Source organism: Nocardia jejuensis NBRC 103114 (assembly GCF_001613145.1).
GTDB classification, from domain to species: Bacteria; Actinomycetota; Actinomycetes; order Mycobacteriales; family Mycobacteriaceae; genus Nocardia; species Nocardia jejuensis.
The window spans coordinates 97433-123529 of sequence record NZ_BDBU01000021.1; the positions used below are offsets into that span (position 1 = coordinate 97433).

General features: G+C 68.4%; 24 protein-coding genes. 16 read left to right on the top strand and 8 right to left on the bottom strand.

Going from position 1 to position 26097, the window contains the following annotated elements; genetic code table 11:
* Nucleotides 1-85: 85 nt before the first annotated feature.
* From NJ1_RS17145 to NJ1_RS17155, 3 genes are all read right to left on the bottom strand, one after another.
* On the bottom strand, nt 86-892 hold the full coding sequence (locus NJ1_RS17145; RefSeq protein ID WP_067694951.1) for an ABC transporter permease: 807 nt from the start codon (nt 890-892) through the stop codon (nt 86-88).
* On the bottom strand, nt 889-1839 hold the full coding sequence (locus tag NJ1_RS17150; protein ID WP_067694954.1) for an ATP-binding cassette domain-containing protein: 951 nt from the start codon (nt 1837-1839) through the stop codon (nt 889-891). Before NJ1_RS17150 ends, NJ1_RS17145 begins: the two co-directional genes overlap by 4 nt.
* A 144-nt stretch (nt 1840-1983) precedes the next feature.
* Entirely contained in the window at nt 1984-2499 is a 516-nt protein-coding gene (locus tag NJ1_RS17155) for an EXLDI protein (RefSeq protein ID WP_067694957.1), read from the bottom strand.
* A 162-nt stretch (nt 2500-2661) separates the two neighbouring features.
* Here NJ1_RS17155 and NJ1_RS17160 point away from each other — a divergent pair, with 162 nt between their 5' ends.
* The 4 genes from NJ1_RS17160 to NJ1_RS17175 are packed head-to-tail and all read left to right on the top strand — an operon-like array spanning nt 2662 to nt 7325.
* Entirely contained in the window at nt 2662-4362 is a 1701-nt protein-coding gene (locus NJ1_RS17160; RefSeq protein ID WP_067694960.1) for a thiamine pyrophosphate-binding protein, read from the top strand.
* A gap of 2 nt (nt 4363-4364) precedes the next feature.
* Entirely contained in the window at nt 4365-5042 is a 678-nt protein-coding gene (locus NJ1_RS17165; protein ID WP_067694963.1) for a hypothetical protein, read from the top strand.
* A 10-nt stretch (nt 5043-5052) separates the two neighbouring features.
* Nucleotides 5053-6093 carry a 3-oxoacyl-ACP synthase III family protein gene (locus NJ1_RS17170; RefSeq protein WP_067694965.1) on the top strand — a complete coding sequence of 347 codons (1041 nt, stop codon included), beginning with the start codon at nt 5053-5055 and terminating at the stop codon, nt 6091-6093.
* Nucleotides 6090-7325 carry an aminotransferase class I/II-fold pyridoxal phosphate-dependent enzyme gene (locus NJ1_RS17175; RefSeq protein ID WP_245717428.1) on the top strand — a complete coding sequence of 412 codons (1236 nt, stop codon included), beginning with the start codon at nt 6090-6092 and terminating at the stop codon, nt 7323-7325. The genes NJ1_RS17170 and NJ1_RS17175 overlap by 4 nt, the downstream gene beginning before the upstream one ends.
* Here the strand turns inward: NJ1_RS17175 and NJ1_RS17180 are convergent.
* On the bottom strand, nt 7279-8247 hold the full coding sequence (locus NJ1_RS17180) for a bile acid:sodium symporter family protein (RefSeq protein WP_067694967.1): 969 nt from the start codon (nt 8245-8247) through the stop codon (nt 7279-7281). The genes NJ1_RS17175 and NJ1_RS17180 overlap by 47 nt on opposite strands.
* A 101-nt stretch (nt 8248-8348) precedes the next feature.
* On the opposite strand from NJ1_RS17180, the gene NJ1_RS17185 reads away from it, so the two are divergent.
* The 7 genes from NJ1_RS17185 to NJ1_RS17215 all read left to right on the top strand — a co-directional run bounded on the left by NJ1_RS17185 (nt 8349) and on the right by NJ1_RS17215 (nt 13882).
* Nucleotides 8349-9293 carry a TIGR04222 domain-containing membrane protein gene (locus NJ1_RS17185; RefSeq protein ID WP_067694970.1) on the top strand — a complete coding sequence of 315 codons (945 nt, stop codon included), beginning with the start codon at nt 8349-8351 and terminating at the stop codon, nt 9291-9293.
* Nucleotides 9294-9527: 234 nt separating this feature from the next.
* The gene (locus NJ1_RS17190) at nt 9528-10583 is read left to right on the top strand and encodes a TIGR04222 domain-containing membrane protein (RefSeq protein WP_067694973.1); all 1056 of its coding nucleotides are present in this window, start codon (nt 9528-9530) and stop codon (nt 10581-10583) included.
* Nucleotides 10584-10825: 242 nt separating this feature from the next.
* Nucleotides 10826-11914, top strand: a complete 1089-nt coding sequence (locus NJ1_RS39205; protein ID WP_245717429.1) for an MbnB/TglH/ChrH family RiPP precursor modification enzyme — start codon at nt 10826-10828, stop codon at nt 11912-11914.
* Nucleotides 11911-12285 carry an SCO6045 C-terminal-like domain-containing protein gene (locus NJ1_RS17200; RefSeq protein WP_067694975.1) on the top strand — a complete coding sequence of 125 codons (375 nt, stop codon included), beginning with the start codon at nt 11911-11913 and terminating at the stop codon, nt 12283-12285. The genes NJ1_RS39205 and NJ1_RS17200 overlap by 4 nt, the downstream gene beginning before the upstream one ends.
* A 160-nt stretch (nt 12286-12445) precedes the next feature.
* Nucleotides 12446-12742: a hypothetical protein gene (locus NJ1_RS40545; protein ID WP_084478420.1), complete on the top strand. Its 297-nt coding sequence runs from the start codon at nt 12446-12448 to the stop codon at nt 12740-12742.
* A gap of 212 nt (nt 12743-12954) precedes the next feature.
* Nucleotides 12955-13365, top strand: coding sequence for a cupin domain-containing protein (locus tag NJ1_RS17210; protein ID WP_157574057.1), 411 nt, complete (start codon nt 12955-12957; stop codon nt 13363-13365).
* A gap of 85 nt (nt 13366-13450) precedes the next feature.
* The gene (locus NJ1_RS17215) at nt 13451-13882 is read left to right on the top strand and encodes a GNAT family N-acetyltransferase (RefSeq protein WP_067694981.1); all 432 of its coding nucleotides are present in this window, start codon (nt 13451-13453) and stop codon (nt 13880-13882) included.
* Nucleotides 13883-13934: 52 nt separating this feature from the next.
* Here NJ1_RS17215 and NJ1_RS17220 read toward each other — a convergent pair whose 3' ends face one another.
* Nucleotides 13935-14336 carry an SdpI family protein gene (locus NJ1_RS17220; protein ID WP_245717430.1) on the bottom strand — a complete coding sequence of 134 codons (402 nt, stop codon included), beginning with the start codon at nt 14334-14336 and terminating at the stop codon, nt 13935-13937.
* Between the two features lie 279 nt (nt 14337-14615).
* Between NJ1_RS17220 and leuS the strand changes: the two genes are divergently transcribed.
* The gene (gene leuS / locus NJ1_RS17225) at nt 14616-17486 is read left to right on the top strand and encodes a leucine--tRNA ligase (RefSeq protein ID WP_067694985.1); all 2871 of its coding nucleotides are present in this window, start codon (nt 14616-14618) and stop codon (nt 17484-17486) included.
* Nucleotides 17487-17628: 142 nt separating this feature from the next.
* On the opposite strand, the gene NJ1_RS17230 is transcribed toward leuS, so the two are convergent.
* From NJ1_RS17230 to NJ1_RS17240, 3 genes are all read right to left on the bottom strand, one after another.
* Nucleotides 17629-18408: a polysaccharide deacetylase family protein gene (locus tag NJ1_RS17230; protein WP_067694987.1), complete on the bottom strand. Its 780-nt coding sequence runs from the start codon at nt 18406-18408 to the stop codon at nt 17629-17631.
* Between the two features lie 72 nt (nt 18409-18480).
* Nucleotides 18481-19284 carry a polysaccharide deacetylase family protein gene (locus tag NJ1_RS17235; protein WP_067694990.1) on the bottom strand — a complete coding sequence of 268 codons (804 nt, stop codon included), beginning with the start codon at nt 19282-19284 and terminating at the stop codon, nt 18481-18483.
* A 268-nt stretch (nt 19285-19552) separates the two neighbouring features.
* Nucleotides 19553-20257, bottom strand: a complete 705-nt coding sequence (locus NJ1_RS17240) for an SDR family oxidoreductase (protein WP_067694993.1) — start codon at nt 20255-20257, stop codon at nt 19553-19555.
* A gap of 172 nt (nt 20258-20429) precedes the next feature.
* Here NJ1_RS17240 and ggh point away from each other — a divergent pair, with 172 nt between their 5' ends.
* The 4 genes from ggh to NJ1_RS17260 all read left to right on the top strand — a co-directional run bounded on the left by ggh (nt 20430) and on the right by NJ1_RS17260 (nt 26070).
* Nucleotides 20430-21770 carry a glucosylglycerate hydrolase gene (ggh, locus tag NJ1_RS17245; RefSeq protein WP_067694996.1) on the top strand — a complete coding sequence of 447 codons (1341 nt, stop codon included), beginning with the start codon at nt 20430-20432 and terminating at the stop codon, nt 21768-21770.
* Between the two features lie 202 nt (nt 21771-21972).
* Nucleotides 21973-22737, top strand: coding sequence for a glycoside hydrolase family 25 protein (locus NJ1_RS17250; protein ID WP_067694999.1), 765 nt, complete (start codon nt 21973-21975; stop codon nt 22735-22737).
* Nucleotides 22738-23107: 370 nt separating this feature from the next.
* Nucleotides 23108-24436 (top strand): DUF1254 domain-containing protein, encoded by a 1329-nt coding sequence (locus tag NJ1_RS17255; RefSeq protein WP_067695002.1) that lies wholly within the window; start codon nt 23108-23110, stop codon nt 24434-24436.
* Between the two features lie 296 nt (nt 24437-24732).
* Nucleotides 24733-26070 (top strand): SpoIIE family protein phosphatase, encoded by a 1338-nt coding sequence (locus NJ1_RS17260; RefSeq protein ID WP_067695005.1) that lies wholly within the window; start codon nt 24733-24735, stop codon nt 26068-26070.
* Nucleotides 26071-26097 lie beyond the last annotated feature (27 nt).

The window sequence follows — 26097 nt, forward strand, 5'->3', positions numbered from 1 at the left end:
CGAACGCACTGACCGCCCGACCCCGAACGCACGAAGGCGGCACACCCGGGTCCGGGTGTGCCGTCGTCGCGTCGCGCGGCGTCGATCAGTGCGTGCGGCGCTTGAAAAGCGAAGTGGACCAGAAGAATCCGGCCAGCGCGATCACCACGCACCAGGCCAGCGCCAGCGGTCCGTTGTGGCCGATTTCGGTGCCCATGAGCAGCCCGCGCAGGGTTTCGGTGATGGAGGAGAACGGCTGGTACTCGGCGAACTGCTTCACCCCGTTCGGCATGGTGCCCGTCGGCACCAGACCGCTGCCCAGGAAGGGCAGCATGACGATCGGCATGGGCAGGTTGGAGGCGCTCTCGGGGGTCTTGGCGGCCAGCCCGAAGGCGATGCCCAGCCAGTTCAGCGAGAAGACCAGCAGCCCGATCAGGCCGAACGCGGCCACCCATTCCAGTACGCCGGCGTCATGCGAGCGGAAACCGAGCAGCAGCGCCACCAGGGTCATGAGCGTCACGCCCAACATGCCCTGGATCCAGGAGCCGACGGCGTGGCCGGTCAGCATGGCGGTCTGCGAGATGTGCATGGTGCGGAACCGGTTGACGATGCCCTTGGTCATATCGGTGGCGACCAGAACCGCGAGTCCCACGGTGATATACGCCGGAATCATGAGCATCATGCCGGGGGTCAGATAGTCGATGTACTTCACGCCGTCGGTGGCCTTCTCCAGCGCGCCGCCGAAGATGTAGTTGAACAGCAGCAGCAACACCACCGGCATGATGATGATGCCACCGGCCAGACCTGGATATCGCTTGGCGTGCAACAGGTTCCGGCGCAGCATTGTCTTCGCGTCGGCGAGCCGATGCAGGGTGCGTGAGGTCTGCTCGGGGGTGTGGGCGAAAGTGGTCATCGCGCGATCTCCTGATCGGGTGCGCCGGTGAGGGCGAGGAAGACGTCGTCGAGGTCGGGGGTGTGCACGGACAATCCATCGGGTTCGATGCCGACCGCGTCGAGCCGGTCCAGCACCTCGCGCACCGCGCGCACGCCGCCGTCACTCGGGATGGCCAGCGTCAGATCGCCGTTGACCTGCGCGGCCCCGCCGAACGCCCGCGCCACGGACTCGAGGTCGGCGCGCTCGGTGAAATCGAGGCGGATGTAGCCGCCGGGGACCAGCCGTTTGAGCTGATCAGCGGTCCCCTCGGCGACCAGTCGGCCCTGATGCAGGACGGCGATCCGGTCGGCCAGCTGATCGGCCTCGTCCAGGTACTGGGTGGTGAGGAAGATGGTGACGCCGCCCGCGACGAGATCGCGAATGATGTCCCACATGACCCGGCGGCTGCGCGGATCCAGCCCGGTGGTGGGCTCGTCGAGGAAGATGATGCGTGGATCGCCGACCAGGGTCATGGCGATATCGAGGCGGCGGGTCATGCCGCCGGAGTAGGCGCTCGCCACCTTGTCGGCCGCGTCGGCGAGATCGAATCGGCGCAGCAATTCCTCTGCCAGACCGAGGCTTTCGCTGCGCGGCAGATGATTCAGGTCGCCCATCAGCAACAGGTTCTCACGACCGGTGAGCAGTTCGTCGACGGCGGAGAACTGGCCGGTCACGCCGATCACCGAGCGCACGCCGTCCGGATCCGCACCGGGATCGTAACCGCCGACGCTGATCTCGCCGCTGTCCGCGCGCAGCAGCGTGGACAGGATCTGCACGGTGGTGGTCTTGCCCGCGCCGTTCGGGCCGAGCAGGGCGAAGATACTGCCCTGCGGCACTTCGAGATCGATGCGATCGAGCACGATCTGCTCGCCGAAGGATTTGCTGAGGCCCGCGACCGAGATGGCCGGGCATCGTGCATGGTTCATGGCTTTCCTGTTTCATATATGAGTACGCATGAATGCATGCGTCGACTGAGCCGTGACCGCCGAGGCGTGCGGTCAAAGCGCTTGCTGTTCTGTTGATTCAGTTGGGTGGGTCCATCGATTCAGGTGCGCGGCAAAGCCTTCGGGTCAGATGTCGAGATCCTCGACGGTCGGGTTCTCGGTCGCGTCGACGACGCGGACGTAGAGGCGGTGCGGGATCTTGCCCTCGAGCTCCCCGACGGAATCGAAGACCTCGAGCGAGAAATCGCCCCAATCCTGTTCCCCCACACCGAGGAACCGGCGCCACTGCCGCCAGTCCTTGAGCAGGTTGGTGTCCGCCGGGAACTCGGACCAGTTGGAGAAGTGGCTGTGCACCGCGAACGCGCCCTTGCGTGTGCGGTACACCCGGATGTCCTCGATGCGCTCGTTGGCCATCTGGTGCCATTCGGCCAGCAGTGAGCCGGAGAAGCGAACCTGCCGCACCCCGTCCTTGCCGACCTTGAGGACCACCTCGTCGTAGCCCTCGATGCGGCCTTCCTCGAGCTCGATGAAACGCCGCAGCGCCGTCACGATCGCGCCCGACAGATTGCCCCCCACCAGCTCCTGCGCGCGCTGAAACAGCTTGAGGTCCTCATCGGATACGTAGATCGTCTTGTTCGGCATGAGCCAACTATACGTAGACGTATACATACATGGCAAGACTCGATGCGAACTCCGCCTCGGCGAGCGAGGCGAGCGGGCGGATTGAACCGCCGAGCGCTCGGAGTCGTATCCCGGGTAACGACAGTTCGCGCAGCTCATGTCGGGTACCGAAGGGAGCCGCCCATGCACAACCGAACTCGTGTGGTGGACCACCTGGTCAGAGCGGTTTCCGCGATGGGCGTGCGACATATCTTCGGGGTCGGCGGCGCGAACATAGAAGATCTGTACGACGCCGCCTTCGATCATCGCGCACAGCTCACCGCCGTCGTGGCCGCCCATGAGTTCTCGGCCGCCACGATGGCCGACGGCTACGCCCGTTCGACCGCCGGACTCGGTGTCGTGTGCGCGACCTCCGGCGGGGGCGCGGTGAACCTGGTCGCCGGACTCGCCGAATCCTTCGCCTCCCGGGTTCCGGTGCTCGCCCTGGTCGGGCAACCCCCCACCGTCCTGGAGGGCAAGGGCGCCTTCCAGGATTCGAGTGGGCAGGCCGGCTCCTTCGACGCGGTCCGGCTGTTCTCGCCGATCACGCGCTACTGCGCCCGCGTCGGCACGGCCGCCGACCTGCCCGCTCACCTCGAACGCGCCGTCGCGGCCGCCCGGCGCGGCGGCCCCTCTGTGCTGTTGCTGCCCAAGGATGTTCAGCAGGCCGACCTGGTCGCGCCCGCGTTCACCGAGCCGGTGCGCGGCTACCGCCGTGATGTCGAGGGGGTGCGGCGGGTGCGGCACGCGCTGCGCGACGCGCACGCCCTCGGCAAGGTGGTGATCATCGCCGGGGATCAGATCGCCCGTGACGACGCCCGCGACGAACTCGCCCGGTTCGCCGCCGCGCTCGATGCCGCCGTGGGCGTCGCGCCGGACGCCAAGGACGTCTACCACCACGCCGATCCCGGCTTCTGCGGCGTCGCGGGCAGCATGGGCCACCCCGAACTCACCGATGCGATCCGCGGTGCGGCGCTGTGCCTGCTGATCGGCACCAGAATGCCCGTCACCGCGCGCGCCGGACTCGAGACCTGCCTGGAGTCCGTGCCCATCGCCAGCATCGGGGCCGAGACGCCCTTCCTGCCCTCGACGCACGCCCGCAGCAACGACCTCGCCCGCACGCTCGCCGAACTGCGGGAGGAACTCGCCGCCGCCGCGGACGCGCCCGGCCGAGTCGTGCCGCTGCGTCCGGCTCCGATGCGCGACGCGGCGCTCACTCCCCTGACCGTGCCGACCTCGGACGGCCCGGGCCTGCGGTATCGGGAGGTGGTAGACGCCGTGAACGCGGCTCTCCCTCCCGAGGCCGATGTCTTCGCGGACGCCGGAAACACCGGCGCCGCGGTGGTACACCACCTGCGACTTCCCCGGGACGGCCGCTTCACGGTCGCGCTGGGGATGGGCGGGATGGGGTACGCGTTCGGGGCCGGGATCGGGTCGGCGTTCGCCCGGCGCGAGCGGTCCGGGGGCGGTTCGCGCCGCACCTTCGTCATCGCCGGTGACGGCGCGTTCTTCATGCACGGCATGGAGATTCACACCGCCGTCGAGCATCGGCTGCCGATCACCTTCGTGATTCTCAACAACAACGCGCACGCCATGTGCATCACGCGTGAGCAGGTGTACTACGGGGATCGCTACAGCTTCAACAGATTCCGGCCGGCGCATCCGGGCGCCGGAATGGCGGCCATGTTCCCGGAATTGTGCACACACGCACCCGCCACCCCGGCCGAACTCGATGCGGCACTGCGGCATTGCGTCGACAGCCCCGGTCCGTCGTTCATCGCCGTCGAGTGCGATCCCGACGAATTCCCGCCGTTCACACCGTTTTTGACGGCTCCCAGGAGGTAATCGTGACCACCAGCGCCCTGCCCGCACTCAGCGACATCCCCGAAGACGGGGTGCCGGGACTGCTGCGCATCGAGAATTCCGATCGTGATGCCACCACCCCGGTCATCCTCGACATGCTCCGATCGGTGTACCCGCACGATCAGATCTTCGGCGAGTACTGCCCGGTCCAGGGCTATATCGACGCGCCGCCCCGGGACCTGTACGAGTACCTCGCCGACACCCGATCGCTGGAGGAGTGGACCTACAGCCTGCGCGGATTCGTCGAGACCGAAACGCCGGGGCTGTGGGAGTCGTTCGACCGGCTGGGCCCGAACACCCGCATCTTCACCCGGACCGTGGCCAATCCCGATGCCATGACGGTGGATTACCACTGCGCGTGGGATCAGGGCGAGCACCTGTGGATGATCTATCTGATCCGGATCGTCGACGCGCAGGTGGTCTTCGACAAGCCGGGTTCGGTTGTGCTGTGGACGAATTGCCACCATCCGTTCTACGACGAGAACCCCTACCCGGACGCCGCGCCCGAGGGCCGCAAGGTCTGGGTCGGCGACTTCTGGGAGATGTTCTCCGCCGGACATCAGCTGGAGCTGGACAACCTCAAGGCCATCGCCGAATACCGCTCCGCGCACGGCCTCCCCATCAAACCCGGCTGGATGCTCGACCAGCCGGAACAGAAATGAGTTGTGCGCCATGGACTTCACCGATCCCGCCCTTCGGACGCCGCCTGTCAGTTTGGTCGACGTGGCGAGCTATCTGCCCGGGGATCCCGTCGGCACCGAGTACTTCACCCAGTTCTCGCGCTCCGATCGGATGGCCAAGAACGTCATGTTCCGCGCGCCCAAGGGCCGCCACCATGTGAGTCGCGACGAAACCGCGGTGGACATGGTCGAGCGCGCCGTCGCACCGCTGGTGGAACGTCATGGGCGCGAAGAACTTTCGAATATCGACATCCTGATCACGCACACCCAGCTTCCGGACAATCCGGTGATGGGCTCCGGCCCCGAGGTCGCACGGCGATTGGGAATGAAGCCCCGCTGGGTCTTCGACCTGCACAACGGCGGGTGCGCGGCCTTCGTGCACGCCATGTGGCTGGCCCGCACCATCATGCAGACCACCGACGCGCGCACCGCGCTCATCGCGTGCTCGCAGAACTGCGCCGGGCCGGTCTTCACGCAGCCCGATATCCGAAAGCTCGCCCAGGCTCCGGTGCCGGGGGACGGTTGCGGGGTCGGGCTCCTGGTGAAGAACAACAGCGCGCCCATTCTCGATATCGAATGCCGCACCTATCCGGAGTTCGCCGGGGATATGGACTTCAGCACCGGGTCCGAGCGCAAGTACTGGGAGCCCGGCGAGGGACAGGGGTGCGTGAGTTTCTCCGAATCCAAAGTGGCCAAGGTGTTCTCGCGCGGAAACCGGCTGGTTCCGGAGGTCGCGCAGGCGGTGTGCAAGCGGATCGGGGTGAAGAGCAGCGATATCGACACCCTGGTCACCAATCAGCCCAATCGGCTGTTCCTGCGCAACTGGCACGACGCGCTGGAATTGCCCGCCGAGCGACATCCCGACACCTTCGACCACTGCGGAAACCTTTTCGCCGCGGGCATTCCCGTCACCCTCGACGCCGAGAACCGGGCGGGGCGATTGGCCGAGGGGTCGGTCGTGCTGATGGCGGCGTTCGCGCACGCCGGTGATTTCGCGGGGGCCGCCGCGGTGCGGTGGGGAGCGGCGCGATGACCGGCAGGCCGATCGGGGACGAGCCACCCGCCGAGCCGGTCGGGGCCGCGCCGCGCCCGCTCGCCCGGATGGTCGCCCCGGTGCACTGGCCGACCGGCCTGCGGTCGGCGGAACTGGAAGCGGGACACGATGATTCGACCCTGATCGAGAACCGTCGGCTCGACGGGGTCCGCTACGACCTGAGCCTGAGCGAGAATCCCTTTCCGCCGCTGCCGTCCGTGCTGGACGCGCTCGACGACACCCTGGCGCAGGCGAATCGCTATCCGGAGTTCCTGCCGCGCCGGCTGCCGGAGATCATCGCCGAGCACATCGGCGTGCGACCGGAGGAGGTGGTGGTGGGCTCCGGCGCGACCGGGGTGGCCATGCAGATCATGCAGGCGTTGCCCGCGCCCGGGGCATCGTTCGTGTACGCGACGCCGACCTTCGACGGGTATCCGATCATGGCGGGCATGATCGGGCTGCGGGCCACGCCGGTGCCGCTCGATGCCACCGGCCGCCAGGATCTCTGGGCGATGGCGCGCGCCACGAACGCGGGCAGCGGGCTGGTGGCGGTGTGCCGTCCGCACAATCCCACCGGAACCGTGGTTCCGGCCAGCGAATTGAAGGCGTTCCTGTGTGCGGTCCCGGCCGCCGTGCCGGTCATCCTGGACGAGGCGTACGTCGAATTCCTCGGGGCGGCGGACGCTCTCGACACCGTGGAGTTGGTACGACGACACCCGAACGTACTGGTGCTGCGCACCTTCTCCAAGGCGTACGGGTTGGCCGGGCTGCGCATCGGCTACGCCTTCGGGTCGGCCGATCTGGTGCGCCGGGTGCAGCGGCTGCAGCTGCCCTTCGGCGTCCCGTCCACCGCGGTGGCGGCCGTGCGGGCCTCCTACGCGGCCGAGTCGGAGTTGGGCGAGCGGATCATGCGCATCACGACCGAGCGGGAACTGCTGCGAACGGCACTGCGCCGCAGTGGGATCCGGGTGCCGCGCAGCAGCGCGAACTTCCTGTATCTACCGGGGCGCGATATCGCACCGGCCCTCGCCGATGCCGGGATCGTGGCCAAGCGCTATCCGGACGGGAGCGCCCGCATCGCGGTCGGTGATCCGGCTTCGGATCGGGCGGTGCTGCGCGCCTTGGCATCTCGGGCCGGAGCGGGCGCGCGGCCGCTGCGACACGAGGACAGCCGGGTGCTCGCGCTCACGGTGCGGTCCGAGCCCAGCGTTGTGCGAGCGCGGCACAGGTGATCAGCTGCACCTGATGGAAGATCATGAGCGGCAGCACGATCAAGCCGACGGGTGAACCGGCGAACAGCACGGTCGCCATCGGCAGACCGGTGGCCAGGCTCTTCTTCGACCCGCAGAACACCACCACGATCCGGTCGGCGCGTTCGAAACCCAGTGCGCGGCCGAGGAAAGCGGTCACCGCGAGCACCAGCGCCAGGATCGCGCAGCACACCACGACCAGCAGCAGGATCCGCCACGGGGACATCGCGTGCCAGATGCCCTCGACCATGCCCGCGCTGAACGCGGAGTACACCACGAGCAGGATGGATCCGCGATCCACCAGCTTGGTCGGCTCCGCGTGCCGGGCCATCCAGTCCTTGATCTTGGGCCGGATCAGCTGGCCGATGAAGAACGGCACCAGCAGCTGCAGCACGATGTCGCCGATCGCGGACAGGTCCACCTTCGCTTGACCGGTGGTGTTCATCAGCAGGATCACCAGCGCCGGGGTCAGGAAGACGCCGAGCAGGTTGGACACCGTCGCGCTCACGATCGCACCGGCCACATTGCCCTTGGCGATGGAGGTGAAGGCGATCGAGGACTGCACGGTCGAGGGGACCAGGCAGAAGAACAGCACGCCGGTGTAGAGGTCGCTGGTGAGAATGTTCGGCACCAGCACCCGCGCGGCCAGACCGACGAGCGGAAACAGGATGAAGGTGCAGGCCAGCACGGTGGTGTGCAATCGCCAGTGCTTGAGGCCCGCGATCGCCTCCTGGTCCGACAGGCGCGCGCCGTACAGCAGGAACAGCAATGCGATGGCAACCTTCGTCAGCACGCTCACCACATCGGCGACTTCACCCCGTGCGGGAAAGATGCTGGCGAGAACGCAGACCGCCAGGATCGACAGAATGAACCCGTCGATATAGAACTTGCTGAGAAATCGCACCGAATCAGGCTAATCGCCCAGGATCTCGAGGATTAACGCCGCACCCGGCCCGGGGCGATACTGATGTCGATCAGTATCGGATGACCTGAGGTGGAATCGCCATGGTCCCTTGGACCGTCCTCGCCGGAAAGACCGTTCCGGCTGCCGCCGACACGTGGGGCATCTCCGGCCCGACCTTCCTGTGGCTGTACCTGTTCGCCGGGCTGCTGGCCGCGGCCTACGGATTCACCCAGCGCACCAGGATCGTCGACGCGACGAGTGCAGCGCCGATCGCCGCGGACGCGCTCACCCCCGCCGAGACCGCCATGCTGTTCGACAATCGACGGCCGGTGCTCGCCGCGCTGGCCCAGCTGCGCGGCTATCAGCTGATCGATTCGACCGGCGCGCCCACCCGGACTCCGACCGAGGCGGAAAACGCCGCGCTCGAACCGATCTCGCGCAGCCTGCTGGGTCACCTGCACACCAGCCCGCGGCGGCACATGATGCAGCTGGCCCTGGCGACCGGCGGCGAGGTGCGGAACCTGCGGCGCACCCTGGCCAAACGCGGGTACATGATCGGCGCGCGTCAGCTCCGGGGGTTCCTGCTCGCCGCGTTGCCGCTGGGTGCGGTGCTGTTGCTCGGACTGATCCGGGTGATCGCGGGTCTCGCCAACCACAAGCCCGTGCTGTACCTGGTGCTCGCCATGATCGTGCTGGTGATCCTCGCCGGACTGGTGATGCGGCCGTCGCGACTCACCCGCCGAGGCCGGCTCGCCGCCGCCGACGCCGTTCGCCGCTTCGGCCACCTGCGCCCCGGCAACCGTCCGGCGTACAGCAGCTACGGCCCCGACAGCGGTTCGCTCGCGATCGCGCTGTTCGGCGCGGCGGCCCTCTGGTCGCTCGATCCCGGATTGGCCGGTGCGACAGGCACTCTCGCGGGTGGATCCAGCGGCTCCGACGGTTCCGGCAGCAGCTGCTCCACCGGAGGCGGGGACAGCGGCGGGAGCAGCTGTGGCGGAAGTAGCTGCGGGAGCAGTTGCGGCGGCGGTGGCGGATGCGGCGGGTGACGATGGACGGCAGCCGCCGGACGGACGCTGCCCGCACGCGGCAACGGCAGCTGCGAGTGGTCGCTCTCGGGTGCGCCGGGAACGGGCCGCGACCGTGAGTGGACCGCCCGAACCCCGGTCCCGCGCGATGCCGCTCAGTGTGATCCGCGTTCGCCGGGCCGTGGCGTGGCGGTCCGTGCCAGTAGGGTCCAGGGGTAGGGACGACTCGCGAGGGGGAATCGCATGGTCAAGGGGATGACGCTTGCCGACGGGGTGGTGCGGGCCGCGGGGAACACCGCCGAAGTAGTCCATGTGTGGGGGATTCCGGGGCCGCTCTTCCTGGGGTTCTACGTGGTGGCGGCGATACTCACGACCGTTCACGGCCTGACGCGGCGGATCAAGATCGTGCACGCCACGAGTGCCGCGCCGATCGGACCTGACGCGCTGACGCTGACCGAGACCGCGATGCTTTTCAACGATCGCCGACCCGTGCTCGCCGCCGTCGCGCTGCTGCGCGGGCGTGAGCTCATCGATTCGAGTGGTTCGGCGCTGCGCAGTCCGAGTCCGGAGGAAGAGGCCTCGCTCGAAGCCGTCGGGCGCAGCCTGCTGACCTACCTGTTCAGTCGCGGTCGGCGGCATCTGATCGCCCTGGGCGGCGCCGCCCATCTGCATGTACAGCGCTTGCGCGACACGCTGATTCGGCGCGGCTACATGATCGGACCGAAGCAGCGACGGGCCTTCTGGGTGGCCTCGCTGCCGATGTGGGCGGTGCTGCTGCTCGGCTGCGCGCGGATCGCGGCGGAGGCGTCCGCGGACCAGCCGTACGGATGGCTCGTCTTCTTCTCGATCGTGCTGCTGATCTGCATCAGCCGCGTCCTGCGCACCCAGCGCCTGACCCAGCGCGGCCGCCTCGCCGCCGACGAAGCCCTCCGCACCCACAGCCATCTGGCTCCCGCGCACCGCCCCGCCTATGCCGCCTACGGACCCGACAGCGCAGCCTTGGGCGTCGCCCTCTTCGGGCCGGACGTGCTGCGGTTGGTGGATCCACGCCTCGCCCGCACCATCGGAACCCTGGACACGGCAGGCGGTGTCGGTGGGGCGAGTGGATCCCGACGCCCTCGCGGCGGGACCGGTGGCGGTTACACCGGCGGAAGCAGTTGCGGCAGTGGCGGTGTCAGCTGCGGGAGCAGTAGTAGTAGCTGCGGCAGTAGTAGTAGCAGCTGTGGTGGAGGCAGCAGTTGCAGTAGCAGCAGTTGCAGTTCCAGCAGCAGTAGTTGCAGTAGCAGCAGCAGTAGCTGCGGTAGCTCATGACCACGCCCGCACACCGCCCCGACCGGGCGCCGAGCACGCCGCCCGGATCGACGGGCCGTGCGACCTCGCGGCAGGAAAGGACACCGGTGCCACCCTCGGACAGAGCACCGAGTCAGCCCGACTCGACGGACCTTTCGCACGAAGGGACTTCTGTCCCACCCTCCGGCAGCACATCGAGCCGACCGGCCGACGAGACATCGACTATCCGCCCGATCCGGGAGACCTTGCTGCCGGAAGGCGCGGTGGGTGTCGGCTGGCGCAGCGAAATCTGCGGCATCATCGCCGAATTGGAGGGCATCGGGTTCTGCGAGGTGATCGCGGAAGCGCTGCCCCCGGCGTCCGGCTCACAGCGGCGGGCACGATTCCGGCCCTGGCAGACGGGGCGGCGCGGGACGCTCGCTCGCACGTCCCAGCCGAGTGCGCGGCCCGGGTCTCAGCGGGAAGCGGACCGGCTGCGCCACCACACCGAGGGCGAGCCGGGCCTCGGCGACCGCGGAGTGAGCGATCGCCGGGCGGCCGGATGGCGGGGATGGCCGTTCGACGCTCGGCAGCGGGCCGAGCAACGGGAAGCCATCGGCGGCAAGGACGGCGTTGTCGTTCCCGAGGAACTCTCCGCCTTGATCGCGCGCGGAATATCGGCTGTGCCACATGGCGTCTCGCTGTCCCTGGGTGGTGCGGAGCCCGTCCAGGAGTCTCGCGTCATCCATTTGGCGGAGTGCGCGCGGGCGCTCGGATCGCCGCTGGCGAGTGAGCATATCGCCTTCGTCCGCGCGAACGGGGTGGAGGCCGGGCACCTGCTGCCGGTTCCCCGGACCCGCGAGGCCCTGGATGCCTTGACCCGCAACATCTCCCGCACCCAGCGGGAACTGGATGTCCCGCTGGCGGTGGAGAACATCGCGACCCTGTTCGAGTGGCCGGACGCGGAATTCACCGAGGCCGAGTTCCTCCGCGAGCTGGTCGAGCGCACCGGTGTCCACCTCTTGGTGGATATCGCGAACGTCTACGCCAACGCCCGCAACAGTTCTCGCGACCCCCTCACCGAACTGCTGTCCCTCCCCACCGAACGACTCGCCTACTGCCACATCGCGGGCGGCCACGAATCCGGCGGCCGCTATCACGACACCCACGTCCATCCGGTCCCCGCCGAAGTCCTCGCCCTGGTGGCCGACTTCACCGCAGCCTCCGGGGTCGCGGCGCGTCGAGTCCCCTTCATGCTCGAACGCGACGGAAACTACCCTCCCGCAACAGAACTGATCACCGAACTCAATGCCATAGCCACCGCCGCCGACCGGCCCACCATCACCCGCCGTCCGACCCCGGCCATCCCATGACCACCGACCACGCGCGCGGATCGGACGAGCAGGACAGGGCCGCCGCGGGCACCCTGGCCGAACAGCAGGCGGAGTTGGTGCGCGCGCTGGTCGCAGGCGCTCCGGCGCCGCCGGGGTTCGATGTCGGCGCTCTCGCCGCGACCGCGCATGCGCTGCTGCACAAGCGGGCCGCAGAAGTATCCAACCGCTTCCCCCTGCTGGCCCACGGCTGCGGACCCGACTTCACCGCGACCTTCATGGACTGGGCCGCCACCCGCCCCAAAACCACCACTGCCGCCGACGCGGCGGCGTTCGCGAAGCACGTCGGCCTCCCGCCTCAGGGGTCCGCATCCCGTCGGCCCCGAGGATTCCGGCGCCTGCGCCGACGCTGATTCCGGCGCCTGCGCCGACGCTGATTCCGGCGCCTGCGCCGACGCTGATCCGGACCGTCGGGCGCTGTCCCGGGGAGCGAATTCGGGGTCGGATGCGTGAGTGCTAATGTCAGCATGAGTTTGCTGGATAGTCCCTCCGACCTCGGTAAGGATTCTTTTAGTGACCACCGCACATGCTGTTCATACTGATCACGACCACGCGCACGGCCCCAGTTGCGGCCACGTTGCCGTAACCCACGACGATCACGTCGACTACGCCCACGACGGCCATCTGCATCGCGATCACGACGGCCACTGGGACGAGTGCGAGCCCACCTCCCATGTCGCCCACGAGGGCCACGACCACGAACACGGCGAAGGCTGCGGCCACGACACCGTTCAGCACGGCGACCACGTCGACTACCTCCACGACGGTCACCGCCACGCCGCGCACGACGGCCACTACGACGACCACTGAGGTCCTGCGCGACTCCGTCGGCCGCACTGCCGCAACACCTGTCGATCACCCGGTTCCACTGATCGGCTGACCGGTCGGCGGCGACGCGACCTACCGACTCCGGTGCGGGCCACCCGCCCTCGCGGAGTCACACGCTGTTCCAACGCCGGACCCTGGCGTTTCCCATGTGCCGCACCGGGACTGCGAGGTCCCGGTGCGGAATGATTCGAGACATGGTGTTCGCCAAACGTGAGTTCCACCCGAACCCGGCCCCGGCGGTCTGCACCGCCAGCCGGGTCCTGGCCCGATTCACCTGGGGCAAAAGGGAATTCGTGCTCCGCCAAACCATCCTCGCCCCCGGCGGTGACAGCGGCTGGCACTACCACGACGGCACCCTCCTGGTCCTGGTGACCGGCGGCCCTCTCGACCACCCCGCCACCGACTGTGTCCCGGTGACCAAACGCCCCTATCGCTGCTTCCGCGAACCCAGCGGCCGCGACCACGCCCACCTCGCCCGCAACACCGGCTCGGCGCCGGTCCGGCTGACGGTCCTCTACATCAACCCATCGGGGTGCCCGCTCTCGCAAAGCATTCCCCCGCCCCCGTGCACCGGCGCCTCCGAGGCTCTCGGCACATCTCCCTGAGCCGACACCGAACTCGCGACCGTCGCTTCACGTACCCGGTCGAGCCGCGGCCCGCGCAGCCGACGGGATCGGGCATGCTGGGGGCATGATCGAGATCGTCACCGTCGCCGATGAGCAGAAGTTGAAGGACGCGTACGAGGTGCGGGTCCGGGTGTTCGTGGACGAGCAGAACGTCCCGATGGAGCTGGAGCTCGACGAATTGGACGACACCGCCGACCACTTCCTGGCTCGGATCGACGGGAAACCGGTCGGGGCCGGGCGACTCGTCGTCCGCGGCGAGGTGGGGGTGTTGGGGCGGCTGGCCGTACTGGCGGAGACGCGTGGCACCGGACTGGGTGCGGCACTGGTCCGGGCCATCGAGGAGCGTGGTCGCGAACGCGGACTCACAGCGGTCGAGCTGCATTCGCAGACGCACGCGCAGGGCTTCTACGAGAAGCTCGGTTACGAGTCGTACGGGGAGATCGGAATGGACGCGGGCATCCCGCACATCTGGATGCGCCGGGACCTCACGGCCTGACGTTGCGGGACCTGCCGAGGTTGCGGGACTGCCTCGGCCGTCGGGTGCCCGATCAGTTCGCGGGTGCGCAGGTGTCGCGCAGCGAGCACGATCCGCAGGAGCTGCCGCAGCCGCCGGTCTTCTCGGCGGGAGCGATGGCGACCAGCGCCTTCTCCGCCGCCGCGGCGCCCGCACCGAGGGTGAAGACCGCGATCAGCACGGCCAGTGCCGGAACCAGGAACGCGGTCACGCCGGTCGCGACCATGGCGACTCCACCGCCCGCGGCGAGCAGGACGCCCGCGGCGATGCCGGTGGGTGCGGCGACGCGATTGGCCAGCCGGTAGTTCTCCTCGGTCTCGACAGCGCGGTCGCTGTGAATGCCGAAGATGCGGTTGGGCGGCAGGGTTCCGGTGAGCCCGAGCACCCCGGTGACCACGGCCACCGCCGACAGGACGAAGAGGAGAAGCGCGACCACGAACACCCAGTGGAGGCTACTCCGCAGGGCGCCGGGTTCCCCCGCACCCCCGGCTCGAGGTTGCGCGCGTCACTATCCACAGCACGTCGCCCTAGTCACAGCGGCGCGACCCGGTAGGCCGAGGGACCGAGTCGCTCTGGTCACAGCGGCCGGATTGCGCAGGTCACAGGTGGCAGCGTGTCGGGGGTGCGAGGTTCAGACCCTTTTTGGGGCCTGGGGTGCGCACGCTTTACCCTGGTGAGCGACCTTATCGGGGATCAGCTAGACGAAGGCAGGACCGTGCAGGACACTCGTGCAACCGATACACCCACCGCAGCGGTGGGGGGCGGCGACGTTCCCGCACACCGCTACAACGCCGACCTGGCCGGCCGCGTCGAACGCAAGTGGCAGCAGACCTGGCAGGAGCGCGGCACGTTCTACGCGCCCAACCCGGTCGGCCCGCTGCAGGGCGAGACCCCGGCGGACAAGCTGTTCATCCAGGACATGTTCCCGTATCCCTCCGGCGCCGGCCTGCACGTCGGACACCCCCTGGGCTACATCTCCACCGACGTTTTCGCCCGCTTCCACCGCATGCGCGGCCGGAACGTGCTGCACGCCCTGGGTTATGACGCCTTCGGCCTGCCCGCCGAGCAGTACGCGGTGCAGACCGGCGCGCATCCCCGCGTGACCACCGAGTCGAACATCGCGACCATGCAGCGTCAGCTGGACCGGCTGGGCCTGGGCCACGACCGCCGCCGCTCCTTCGCGACCACCGATCCCGAGTACTACAAGTGGACGCAGTGGATCTTCCTGCGCATCTACAACGCCTGGTACGACGAGGGGCAGCGCAAGGCCCGCCCGATCACCGAGCTGATCGCCGAGTTCGAGCAGGGTCGCCGCGCCACCGCCGAGGGCCGCTCCTGGTCCGACCTGTCCCCCACCGAGCGCACCGCGCTGATCGACTCGTATCGCCTGGTCTACCAGACGGATTCGATCGTCAACTGGTGCCCGGGCCTGGGCACCGTGCTGTCCAACGAAGAGGTCACCGCCGACGGCCGCAGCGAGCGCGGCAATTTCCCGGTTTTCCGTAAGCGCTTGTGGCAGTGGATGATGCGCATCACCGCCTACTCCGACCGCCTGGTCGACGATCTGGACGAGCTGGACTGGCCCGAGAGCGTCAAGTCCATGCAGCGCAACTGGATCGGGCGCTCGCGCGGCGCGCAGGTGAAGTTCGAGGCCGGCGGCGACATCATCGAGGTGTTCACCACCCGCCCCGACACCCTGTTCGGCGCCACCTACGTGGTGCTGGCCCCGGAGCACGAACTGGTCGACAGGCTGACCGGCGCGAACTGGCCGTCCGGCACCGATGCCCGCTGGACCTTCGGCAGCGAGGACACCCCGGCGGAAGCCGTTGCGTCCTACCGCAAGTCGATCGCCGCCAAGTCGGATCTGGAGCGCCAGGAGAACAAGGAGAAGACCGGCGTCTTCCTGGGCACCTACGCCACCAACCCGGTGAACGGCGCGCGCGTGCCGATCTTCATCGCCGACTACGTGCTGAGCGGCTACGGCACCGGCGCGATCATGGCCGTCCCCGGCCACGATCCGCGCGACTGGGATTTTGCGACCGCGTTCGGCCTGCCCATCGTGGAGGTCGTCGCGGGCGGCGACATCTCCGAGGGCGCGTACAGCGGCGAGGGCACCCTGGTGAACTCCGGCTACCTGGACGGCCTGGACATCGATGCCGCCAAGGCCAAGGTGGTCGCCGAGCTGGAGGCCAACGGCCACGGCACCGGCAAGATCCAGTTCAAGCTGCGCGACTGGCTGTTCGCGCGCCAGCGCTACTGGGGCGAGCCGTTCCCGATCGTCTACGACGAGCAGGGCGCTCCGCACGCGCTGCCCGAATCGATGCTGCCGGTGAAGCTGCCGGAGATCGAGGACTTCGCACCGGTCACCTTCGATCCGGACGACGCCGATTCCGAGCCGTCCCCGCCGCTGGCCAAGGCCACCGACTGGGTGCACGTGGAACTGGATCTGGGCGACGGCCCGAAGCAGTACCGCCGCGACACCAATGTCATGCCCAACTGGGCGGGCAGTTCCTGGTACCAGCTGCGCTACGCCGACCCGACGAACACCGACACCTTCTGCGCTCCCGAGAACGAGCGGTACTGGCTGGGCCCGCGCACCGCGGAGCACGGCCCGAAGGATCCCGGCGGCGTGGACCTGTACGTCGGCGGTGTGGAGCACGCGGTGCTGCACCTGCTGTACGCGCGCTTCTGGCAGAAGGTGCTGTTCGATCTGGGTGACGTGTCCAGCTACGAGCCGTACCGCCGCCTGTTCAACCAGGGCTACATCCAGGCCTTCGCCTACACCGACGAGCGTGGCGCGTACGTGCCCGCCGCCGAGATCGTGGAGCGGGACGGAAAGTTCTTCTGGACCAACACCTCCGGTGTGGAGATCGAGGTCTTCCAGGAGTACGGCAAGATCGGCAAGTCGCTGAAGAACGCCATCTCCCCCGACGAGATGTGCGACATGTACGGCGCGGACACCTTCCGCTTCTACGAGATGTCGATGGGTCCGCTGGACACCTCGCGTCCGTGGGCGACCAAGGATGTCGTCGGCGCGCACCGCTTCCTGCAGCGCGCCTGGCGTCTGGTGGTAGACGAGGAGTCCGGCGAGGTCAAGGTCTCCGACACCGAGGCGTCGCCCGAAGTCCTGCGCCTGCTGCACAAGACGATCGCCGGTGTCGATGACGACTACGCCAACCTGCGGGACAACACCGCGGGCGCGAAGCTGATCGAGCTGACCAACTACCTGACCAAGAACTACCCCGAGGGCGCACCGCGCTCGGTGGTGGAACCCCTGGTCCTGATGCTGGCCCCGATGGCTCCGCATATCGCCGAGGAGCTGTGGGAGCGCCTGGGCCACAATGCTTCCCTGGCCCACGGCCCCTTCCCGACCGCCGACCCGGCCCTGCTGGTCGCGGACTCGGTGGAGTACCCCATCCAGGTCAACGGCAAGGTCCGCAGCCGCATCAGCGTCCCCGCCGACGCCGATCAGGCGACAGTCCAAGCCATCGCCCTGGCCGATGAGAAGATCGCGGAACTGCTGGGCGGCAAGGATCCTCGCAAGATCATCGTCGTCCCCGGCCGCCTGGTGAACATCGTCGCCTGAGTGTGAGCAGACGAGTCGGGCCCGATACGCGATCGCGAGTCGGGCCCGAACTCGCTGTGCGAGAGTCGATGCCGTCCACGACGCGCGCTGTCACCGGCGAATCGATGCCTCGCAGCGCAGCACCCCGCGCTGTTCGAGACGATCAGCGCGGCGGGATCAGCACGTCGTTCAGCGTGACCATGGTCAGGTTGCGTTCGCGGACGATGTCGGTGAGCTGGCCGTAGATGGTGCCGATGGTGGGGCGGTTGGCGTGGCCCAGGACGATCGCCTGCCCGTTGAACCAGCGGCGGGCCGCGTCCAGGAGCATGCCCTCGTTGATGACGGTCGAGACGTCGTTCAGATCACCGGTCCACATGACCGGGACGCTGTAGCCGGAATCGGCGGCGACCTGGTCGACCATCGCGTTGTGGCGGCCGTAGGGCGGGCGGTAGTACGGCGTGCCGTCGGTGCCGAAGGTGTTCCACAGGAACGCTTTCGCGCGGTCGATCTGATCGGCCACGGCACCGGCCGGCAGCCTGGTCAGGTCGGGGTGGTCCCAGCTGTGGTTGCCGAGCTGGATCTGTCCCGAATCCACCAGTGGCCGTAGCGATCCCAGGTGATCCGTCCACGACGGATAGTAGGCGGTCACGAAGAAGGTGAACCGCGTACCGGTGTTCCGCGCGAAATCGATGAGGGCTCCGACGGTCTGGGAGCTCGCGCCGTCATCGATGGTGAGCGCCAGGTGGTTTCCGTCGCCCGGAAGCGAGGTGAGCGTGCCCGGCCCGATCGGCGTTCGCGGATCGGGCGGCAGGACCGACGGCGGCAGCAGACCGCCGTCCGATCCGGTGCCGAACGGGAAGGGATCGCCGTGCGCGTCACCGTTGCCCAGCAGGGTGGCGGCGGTTCCCGCTGCCAGCAGGGTCAGGAGCCTGCGTCTGTCCATGTCGAACCCACTTCAACTCACATCACGAGCACCGGCGAACGCCGGAACATCTACTCCGCCTGCGTCACCAGCTCATCGCGGCGGCAACAGCACATCGTTCAGCGTGACCATGCTGAGGTTTCGCTCGCGAATGATGTCGACGAGCTGGTCGTAGCAGTGCGTGACGGCGGGCGCGTTGGCGTGGCCGATGATGATGGTCTGCGGATTGAAATACTGTCGCGCGCACTCGATCAGGTATTGCTCGGTGATCACGCCCGAGTCCGAGAGCGAGCCGTACCACATGACCGGGACGGTGTAGCCGAGATCGGCCGCGACCCTGTCGACGGTGCCGTTGTGCCGGCCGAAGGGCGGACGGTAGTACGGGCCGCCGTCGACGCCGAAGTTGTTGCGCAGGAACGTCTTGGCCCGCTCCAGCTGGGAGGAGGCGGCCGACGCCGAGATCGCGGTCAGGTCGGCGTGGTCCCAGGTGTGGTTGCCGAGCTGGATCTGCCCGGAATCCACCAGGGGGCGCAGGGCGTCGCGGTGGATGCTCCACGAGTCGTAGTACGCGGTGACGAAGAAGGTGAAGCGGGCGCCGGTGTCGCGGGCGAACTTGATGTACGCACCGACCACGGCCGGGTCCGCGCCGTCGTCGACGGTCAGCGCCATACTGGTGCCGGTCCCGGGCAGCGCGGTGATCGTTCCGGGGCTGATCTGCGTCTTGGGGCCGGTGGGCGGTGCGGGCAGCCGAGGAGCGGTCGGGAAGTTGGGGACCGTGAACCCGCCGTCGCCACCCGTGGACCCGGTGTCCAGCGGATCACCCTGGGCCCGAGTGCATCCCGCCAGCGCGGCCACCGTGCCGCCGGCCAGCAGGGTGAGCAGCCGTCGTCTGTCCATCGTCGTCGTTCGCTCCGATTTTCCGGCCCCAACGAGCTGGGCGCACTGGATGGACCGTGCGTCCCCGGCACGGCTCCACCGGTTATATCGACTCAGGGTGAACTGAGCACGACATCCGCGCGAAACGATCGCAATTCAAATGAAACGTTCAGGCTCTTCTCAGTGTGAGTTCGAACGCACTGCGACGAACATCTCCGCAGGGGCGTTCGCACCGGCATTCCGATCGCCGAGGACCGACCCGCGCGCAGCGAGTGATCGGCCCACGCGCTCAGCGAGCGATGGGCCGCAGCACGATCTCGGTGGGGTGCGCGTCGCGAGGAGTCTGCACCGCGGTGCGCACCACCCCGGCGACCGTCGTGGCCTCGAGGAATTCGCCCGGGTCGTAGTCGCGTCCCTCGCCCGCGATGATCTCGCGCTGCATATCGGTGTCGATGCGCCCGGGATGGATGGAGGTGACCCGCAGACTCGGCTCCTCCAGCCGCAGCGCGTCGCCGAAGGCGCGCAGGCCGAACTTGCTCGCCGCGTACACACCCCAGCCGGGATTGGCGCGCAATCCCGCGCCCGAATTGATCAGCACCACGTGACCGCCGGCGGCCCGCAGCGCGGGCAGCAACAGCCTGGTGAGTTCCGCGACCGCTATCAGGTTGGCTTCCAAGGTATTCCGCCACTGTGCAACGGACGAATCGGCTATCGTTCCCAAGTCGGCGATACCGGCGTTATGCACCAGAACATCCAGCCGTTCGACCGACTCCGCCGCGCGGGCCACGGCCGGATAGTCGGTGAGTTCCACCGGCCACCCGACGGAACCCGGCAGTTCGCTCAGGATCGGCTCCAAGGCCTGCGGCGTGCGCGCGCCGAGCAACAACCGGTGCGTGGGCGCCAACTCCCGTGCGATCGCCGCGCCCAGTCCCCGACTGGCTCCGGTGATCAGCGCGGTCGGCTGCACATTGCTGGTCTTCGCGGAATCGGCCATGCGACAACCGTAACCGGGGGACCGGATGCGGCGATGCTCCGGGCGAAGCACACCACCGCGTTTCCAGGAGAAGGCGAACAGAGTGCAATCTGGCGACCAGGCACCGTCCACCCGCCACCCCGTGCAGCCCGCCGCCCGCGCATACCTGCGGGTTCCGGCGCAGAATAGGGCGATGACACAACCGGGTTTCACGCCGACCCAGCTCGCGGCCCGCGCCGCCTATCTGCTGCGCGGCAACGACCTGGGCACCATGACCAGCGCCGCGCCCAGACTGTATCCGCACATGTGGAGTTGGGACGCCGCCTTCGTGGCGGTCGGGCTGGCTCCGCTGAGTGTGGAGCGCGCGACGCTCGAACTGGACACACTGTTATCGGCGCAGTGGCGCAACGGCATGATTCCGCACATCGTGTTCGCGAACGGTGTCGACGGCTACTTCCCCGGGCCTTCACGCTGGGAATGTCGGCGACTCGCCGCCGACGCGCCGGACGGGCCGGACACTTCCGGAATCACCCAGCCGCCCGTGCATGCCATTGCGGTGCAACGGATTCTGGATCACTCGCGTCGGCACGGGCGGTCCACCCGCGCGGTGGCCGAGGAGTTCCTGCAGCGCCGCTGGCCGGATCTGATGCGCTGGCATCGCTGGCTGGCCTATGCGCGAGATACCAAGCAGCAGGGGCGAATCACGCTCTACCACGGGTGGGAATCCGGGATGGACAATTCCCCGCGCTGGGATCGCACCTACGCCAACGTGATTCCCGGATCGGATCTGCCGCCGTACGAGCGGGCCGATCTGCAGGTGGTCGGCGACCCCACCCAGCGGCCCAGCGATCGTGAGTACGACCGGTACCTGTGGCTGGTGGAGCAGATGCGCCGCTGCGGGTACGACGACTACCAACTCGCCTCGACCATGAGCTTCGCGGTCGAGGACGTGTTCGTGACCGCCATCTTCTCGCTGGCCTGCGATGTGCTGGCCAATATCGGCGAGGACTACAAGCAGCCGCTCGCGGATGTGCGCGAACTGTACGAGTGGGCCGACTACTTCCGGGCGGGAGTCGTCGCGACCACCGATGCCCGCACCGGCGCGGCCCGCGACTTCGACGTGCGCGCGGACAGGTGGATCGAGACCGAGACCCTCGCGACCTTCGCGCCACTGCTGAGCGGCGGGCTCCCCCGCGATGCCGAGCGCAGGCTGCTGCGATTGTTCGAAGGGCCGCGCTGGTGCGGTCACCCGGATCTGCGCTACGCGCTGCCGCCCTCCACCTCGCCGGTGTCCAAGGACTTCCGCTCGCGCGAGTACTGGCGCGGACCGGTCTGGCCGGTGATGAGCTGGCTGTTCTCCTGGGTCTTCGCACGTCGAGGGTGGGCGGAACGCTCGTTCATGCTGCGGGCCGAAGGACTGCGGCAGGCCAGCGACGGGACGTTCGCGGAGTACTACGAGCCGTATACCGGTGAGCCGCTGGGGAGCATGCAGCAATCCTGGACTGCCGCATCCGTTCTGGATTGGCTGGGCTGACCCGACGCTGGAGCCCGGGTCGTCCCGGCCCGGCCGATCGGCTCACGTCTCGAGCGACCGAATGTGGGCCGGACGTCGCGAATTCGGGTGTCGGGATGCCGAATGTTGGCTACGCGTCGAATATGAGGCGTAGCTAACACTTGGACAACACGCGGCCGCGTCCTATAGCCAAGGTGCGAAAGCCCACATAACGTCCCGGTGCATGGCCCGACGAAACCGTCTCGCGCTGATGAGCTTTGCGGCGGCCGGCATCCTGACAGCACTGTGCGCCGCGCCCGCGGCGGCCGATGCGACCGGCCCGGACGTGTCGTCCTGGCAGCACATCGACGGCCGCCTGATCAACTGGTTCGAGGTCCGCGCCTCCGGCAACCATTTCGCCATGGTGAAGGCGACCGAGGGCGTGAACTACGTCAACCCGTATTTCGTCCCCGACAGCCTGCTCATGCGCACGGCGGGCGTGGCACGCGGCACCTATCACTACGCGCGCCCGGCCCTGCCGCCCGAACCGCAGGCCGCGCTCTACGCGGCCGCCGTCCTGGGTCAGAACGGCCCGCTGGACCTGCCGCCGGTGCTGGACCTCGAGGATTCGGGCGGGCTGCCGCCGGGCGCGCTCATCGACTGGACCCACCGCTACCTCAATGCGGTGCAGGCCCTGACCGGTCGCGCGCCGATCATCTACACCTATCCCAACTTCTGGCGCACGGCCATGGCCGACACCGACGAGTTCACCCGCTACCCGCTCTGGATCGCCGACTACCGCGGCAACGAATCCCCCGAGGTTCCCGGCGGCTGGCCCACCTGGACCTTCTGGCAATACACCGATTCCGGTGCGATCCCCGGCATCGCGGGCGGCACGGATCTCAACGTATACAGCGGAGCCCAAGGCGATTTCGGCCGCTTCGCCAATATGCCCAACTTCGGCAGCAGCGCCTCGGCCGTTGACGCCGGAAGCCTGGGCAGCGGCTGATCACCGGCCGCTGTCCCCGGGGGGATGCCGGGGCAAGGCTCACGACACCCGATCTTCCCCGGGGTGCCGAAGACCTTCGCACCCGGCATCTCATCACCTCGCCGCCGCGGGTCCGGACGGCCCAGCGCGCCTGATTCGGGACCGCGCCGGCCGGCGGTGTGGAGGTTCCGCCGACCGACGCGACCGATACCGAGTGCCGCTCGGGGATGGGCGGCCGACACCCGTCCCGCGAAGTTCACGGCGGCGGTCTCCCGATTTCACCCTCTTCGGGTGAGCCGCCCACACCCTGCGGTGACCGACGGTGGTGTCCTGGCCGGTCGCCTCGGGGATCGGTTCCGCTGGACATGCCCGACGAGACAGGGAGAAACCGATGACCAACGATGAACTATCACTCGTCGCGCACGCCTACCTGTACGGATTCCCGCTCGTGTTCAACCTCGACCAGGTCGATCGCTATGTGCGCGAAGGAGTCGGGGCGAATCCGGCGGCACCGTTCAACACCTTCTCCCATGCCCGGACGCTGGCCGGTCCGGCCGACACGTTCGTCACGATCAACAACGACACCCTGTATTCGATGGGCCAGATCGACCTGTCGGTCGGGCCGGTCGCCCTGCACGTTCCTGACACGGCGGGCCGGTACTACGTGCTGCAATTCGTCGATGCCTGGACCGACAACTTCGCCTACGTCGGGCATCGCGCCACCGGCACCGCTGCGGGTGACTTCCTGCTCGTACCACCGGGGTGGACCGGTCAGGCTCCCGACGGGTTCACCGTCATCACCTTTCCCACCACGATCGCCTCGATCGTGGGCAGGTGGGCTTGCTCCGGCGCCGCGGACCTGCCCGCGGTGCATGCCTTGCAGGATGCGACGACGTTGACACCGCTGGATCCCGGCGCACGCCCGGTCGGTCTGCCCAGCCCGGACCCTGGCGTCGAGGCGAGCCTGCTGTTCTGGGAGAAACTGCGGCTGTGGTCGCAAGCGTTTCCACCCGCGCCGCGCGACCGGGAACTCCAGGAATCGTTCGCCCCGATCGGGATCGGTGACAAGGACTCGCCCTACACCGCGCCGGACGAGCCGACGGCCGCAGCGCTGCGCGAGGGGTTGCGGGCCGGGGAGGAGAACCTCGATACCGCGCTGACCCACGGGTCGAGCCCCGAAGTCAACGGCTGGAAGCTCACCCTGCACGCCTTCGATTACAACCTGGACTACTTCGAGGTCGGGGCACTCGACGACCCTCGATTCCAGATCACCGACCCCACGCGGCGGCTCATCGAACGCGCCGCCGCGGCCAAGGGCGGCCTCTGGGGCAATCACGCCTATGAGGCCGCCTACATCATGACCTATGTCGATGATCGGGGTGAACAGCTCACCGGGGCCCGTACTTACACCTTGCGCCTGGATCCCACCCCACCCGTCGGTGCGTTCTGGTCGGTCACCATGTATTCCGTCCCGGACTTCTATCTGGTCGAGAACCCGATCGACCGCTATTCGATCGGGGACCGCACACCCGGCATCGTCTACGACACCGACGGCTCCCTCACACTCACGATCAGCCACACCGCCCCTGTCGACCCGGTCTCCCGCGCGAACTGGCTGCCCGCACCCGACGGAGAATTCCGGCCCGTGCTGCGAATGTACGAACCCGCCGAGGCGGTGCTGGAGCAGAACTATCGCGTCGCCCCGATCACTCGAACCTGACCAGCTCCGACATCCTCCGCACCAGCTGCCATCGGATCTGTCGGCACTACCCGGCGCACGCCCGCCGATGCATCGGGCGGAAGAGCTGACCCGTCGCTGACAGGCGAGCTGCCCGCCTGTATCGACCACAGCGCGGCGACAGAGCAGGCCTTCCGAGGGATACCGCCGGGTGGTTCGTCCGGCCCGGCCGAGGTGACCTTGCGGGCGTTGCCCGTGCCTCTGCTCAGGTCTCCCGGGATACCCGTCCTGCGTACAGTGAGTCGCTCGAGGATGTGGGTTGAAGCGGATGGAGTGGTGTGTACCCCGATGGTGTGCGGGCCGACGGGCTACCGGCAGTGTTGTCGGATCCGGCTCGGCTGGCGGCGTTGGCGGCCAGCGGCCAGATCGGTAGTGGGCCCGAGCAGGTTTTCGATGATCTGGCGCGCCTGGCCGCGTCGGTGACCGGGTGCGCGATCGCCGCGATCACGTTCGTCGGGGACACTCACACCTACTGGAAATCGGTGCCGCACTTGCCGTTCGGCGGGTTCGAGCAGTGGCAGAACGCGGTCGGGGACAGTTTCTGCTATTACCCGGTCGGGGTGAACGGGCCGTTCATCGTCGAGGACGCGGCCGAGGATCCGCGCACCGCAGGGCATCCCGCGATCGGGCCGTGGGGAGTGGGGGCGTGGGCGGGATTTCCGATCCATAGTCCCGACGGGCTCCCGATCGGAAGCATGTGCGTGATCGACGAGCGGCCACGTTCGTGGAAAGCCGAGGATCTCGACACCCTCGCGCTCCTGACCCGGGCGGTGTCCAACGAGGTCAATCATCGGGTCTCGCTCGAAACCACCCGCGTCGCACTGCAAGTCGCCCAGGACGCGCTGGCCGAATCCGCGGAGCTGGCCCGCAGTCTGCAGGAGAGCCTGCTGCCACCGGTATTGCGGCCGGTCCCGGGTGTGGACAGCGCCGCGCGCTACCTGCCCGCCTCCGGCGGGGCGGCGGTGATGGGTGATTTCTATGATCTGTTCCAGGCCCGCGGGCAGTGGTGGACCGCGGTGCTGGGAGATGTGTGCGGCAAAGGCACCGAGGCGGCGAAAGTGACAGCGCTGGCGCGCTACACGGTGCGCGCGGACGCCGGGGAGCACCTGTCCCCGGCGGTGGTGCTCGACCGGCTCAACACCGCGATGCTGACCCAGAACGCGCCCCGGTTCCTCACCGCGGTGCAGGCCACCTTCCGCACCACCGAGGCCGGGGTGGCGGGCCGGTTGTGTCTGGCCGGGCATCTCCCCGCGTTGGTACGCCGGGCCGACGGCCGAGTCCAGCAGGTCGGGAAAACAGGGACATTGCTGGGGGTGTTCGCCGACGCCCGTCTGAGCGACGTGCGTTTCCGGCTCGGCCCCGGGGACCTGCTGCTGCTCTACACCGATGGCGCCTGCGAGGCACGCCCCGACCCGGCCGGCCCGTCGCCGCGCAAACCGATCTTCGACGAGGACGACCTGGCCCGCGCCCTCGGGGACAGTCACGGTCTCGACGCGGGCGCGACTATCGAACACATCGCCGCGGTCCTGGCCGAGTACCACGGTGGTTTCGCCAGTGACGACACCGCGCTCCTGGCGATCCGAGCACGTCCACGCCGGTCACCACCGCACCCATAGGCCCGGCATCGGGACCGGCTCGAACTC

What these genes read in the sequence shown, in the direction of transcription:
- NJ1_RS17145 (WP_067694951.1), bottom strand. Translation starts at nt 892, where the DNA reads ATGACCACTTTCGCCCACACCCCCGAGCAGACCTCACGCACCCTGCAT.
- NJ1_RS17150 (WP_067694954.1), bottom strand. Translation starts at nt 1,839, where the DNA reads ATGAACCATGCACGATGCCCGGCCATCTCGGTCGCGGGCCTCAGCAAA.
- NJ1_RS17155 (WP_067694957.1), bottom strand. Translation starts at nt 2,499, where the DNA reads ATGCCGAACAAGACGATCTACGTATCCGATGAGGACCTCAAGCTGTTT.
- NJ1_RS17160 (WP_067694960.1), top strand. Translation starts at nt 2,662, where the DNA reads ATGCACAACCGAACTCGTGTGGTGGACCACCTGGTCAGAGCGGTTTCC.
- NJ1_RS17170 (WP_067694965.1), top strand. Translation starts at nt 5,053, where the DNA reads ATGGACTTCACCGATCCCGCCCTTCGGACGCCGCCTGTCAGTTTGGTC.
- NJ1_RS17175 (WP_245717428.1), top strand. Translation starts at nt 6,090, where the DNA reads ATGACCGGCAGGCCGATCGGGGACGAGCCACCCGCCGAGCCGGTCGGG.
- NJ1_RS17185 (WP_067694970.1), top strand. Translation starts at nt 8,349, where the DNA reads ATGGTCCCTTGGACCGTCCTCGCCGGAAAGACCGTTCCGGCTGCCGCC.
- NJ1_RS17190 (WP_067694973.1), top strand. Translation starts at nt 9,528, where the DNA reads ATGACGCTTGCCGACGGGGTGGTGCGGGCCGCGGGGAACACCGCCGAA.
- NJ1_RS17200 (WP_067694975.1), top strand. Translation starts at nt 11,911, where the DNA reads ATGACCACCGACCACGCGCGCGGATCGGACGAGCAGGACAGGGCCGCC.
- NJ1_RS17210 (WP_157574057.1), top strand. Translation starts at nt 12,955, where the DNA reads ATGGTGTTCGCCAAACGTGAGTTCCACCCGAACCCGGCCCCGGCGGTC.
- NJ1_RS17215 (WP_067694981.1), top strand. Translation starts at nt 13,451, where the DNA reads ATGATCGAGATCGTCACCGTCGCCGATGAGCAGAAGTTGAAGGACGCG.
- NJ1_RS17230 (WP_067694987.1), bottom strand. Translation starts at nt 18,408, where the DNA reads ATGGACAGACGCAGGCTCCTGACCCTGCTGGCAGCGGGAACCGCCGCC.
- NJ1_RS17235 (WP_067694990.1), bottom strand. Translation starts at nt 19,284, where the DNA reads ATGGACAGACGACGGCTGCTCACCCTGCTGGCCGGCGGCACGGTGGCC.
- NJ1_RS17240 (WP_067694993.1), bottom strand. Translation starts at nt 20,257, where the DNA reads ATGGCCGATTCCGCGAAGACCAGCAATGTGCAGCCGACCGCGCTGATC.
- ggh (WP_067694996.1), top strand. Translation starts at nt 20,430, where the DNA reads ATGACACAACCGGGTTTCACGCCGACCCAGCTCGCGGCCCGCGCCGCC.
- NJ1_RS17250 (WP_067694999.1), top strand. Translation starts at nt 21,973, where the DNA reads ATGGCCCGACGAAACCGTCTCGCGCTGATGAGCTTTGCGGCGGCCGGC.
- NJ1_RS17255 (WP_067695002.1), top strand. Translation starts at nt 23,108, where the DNA reads ATGACCAACGATGAACTATCACTCGTCGCGCACGCCTACCTGTACGGA.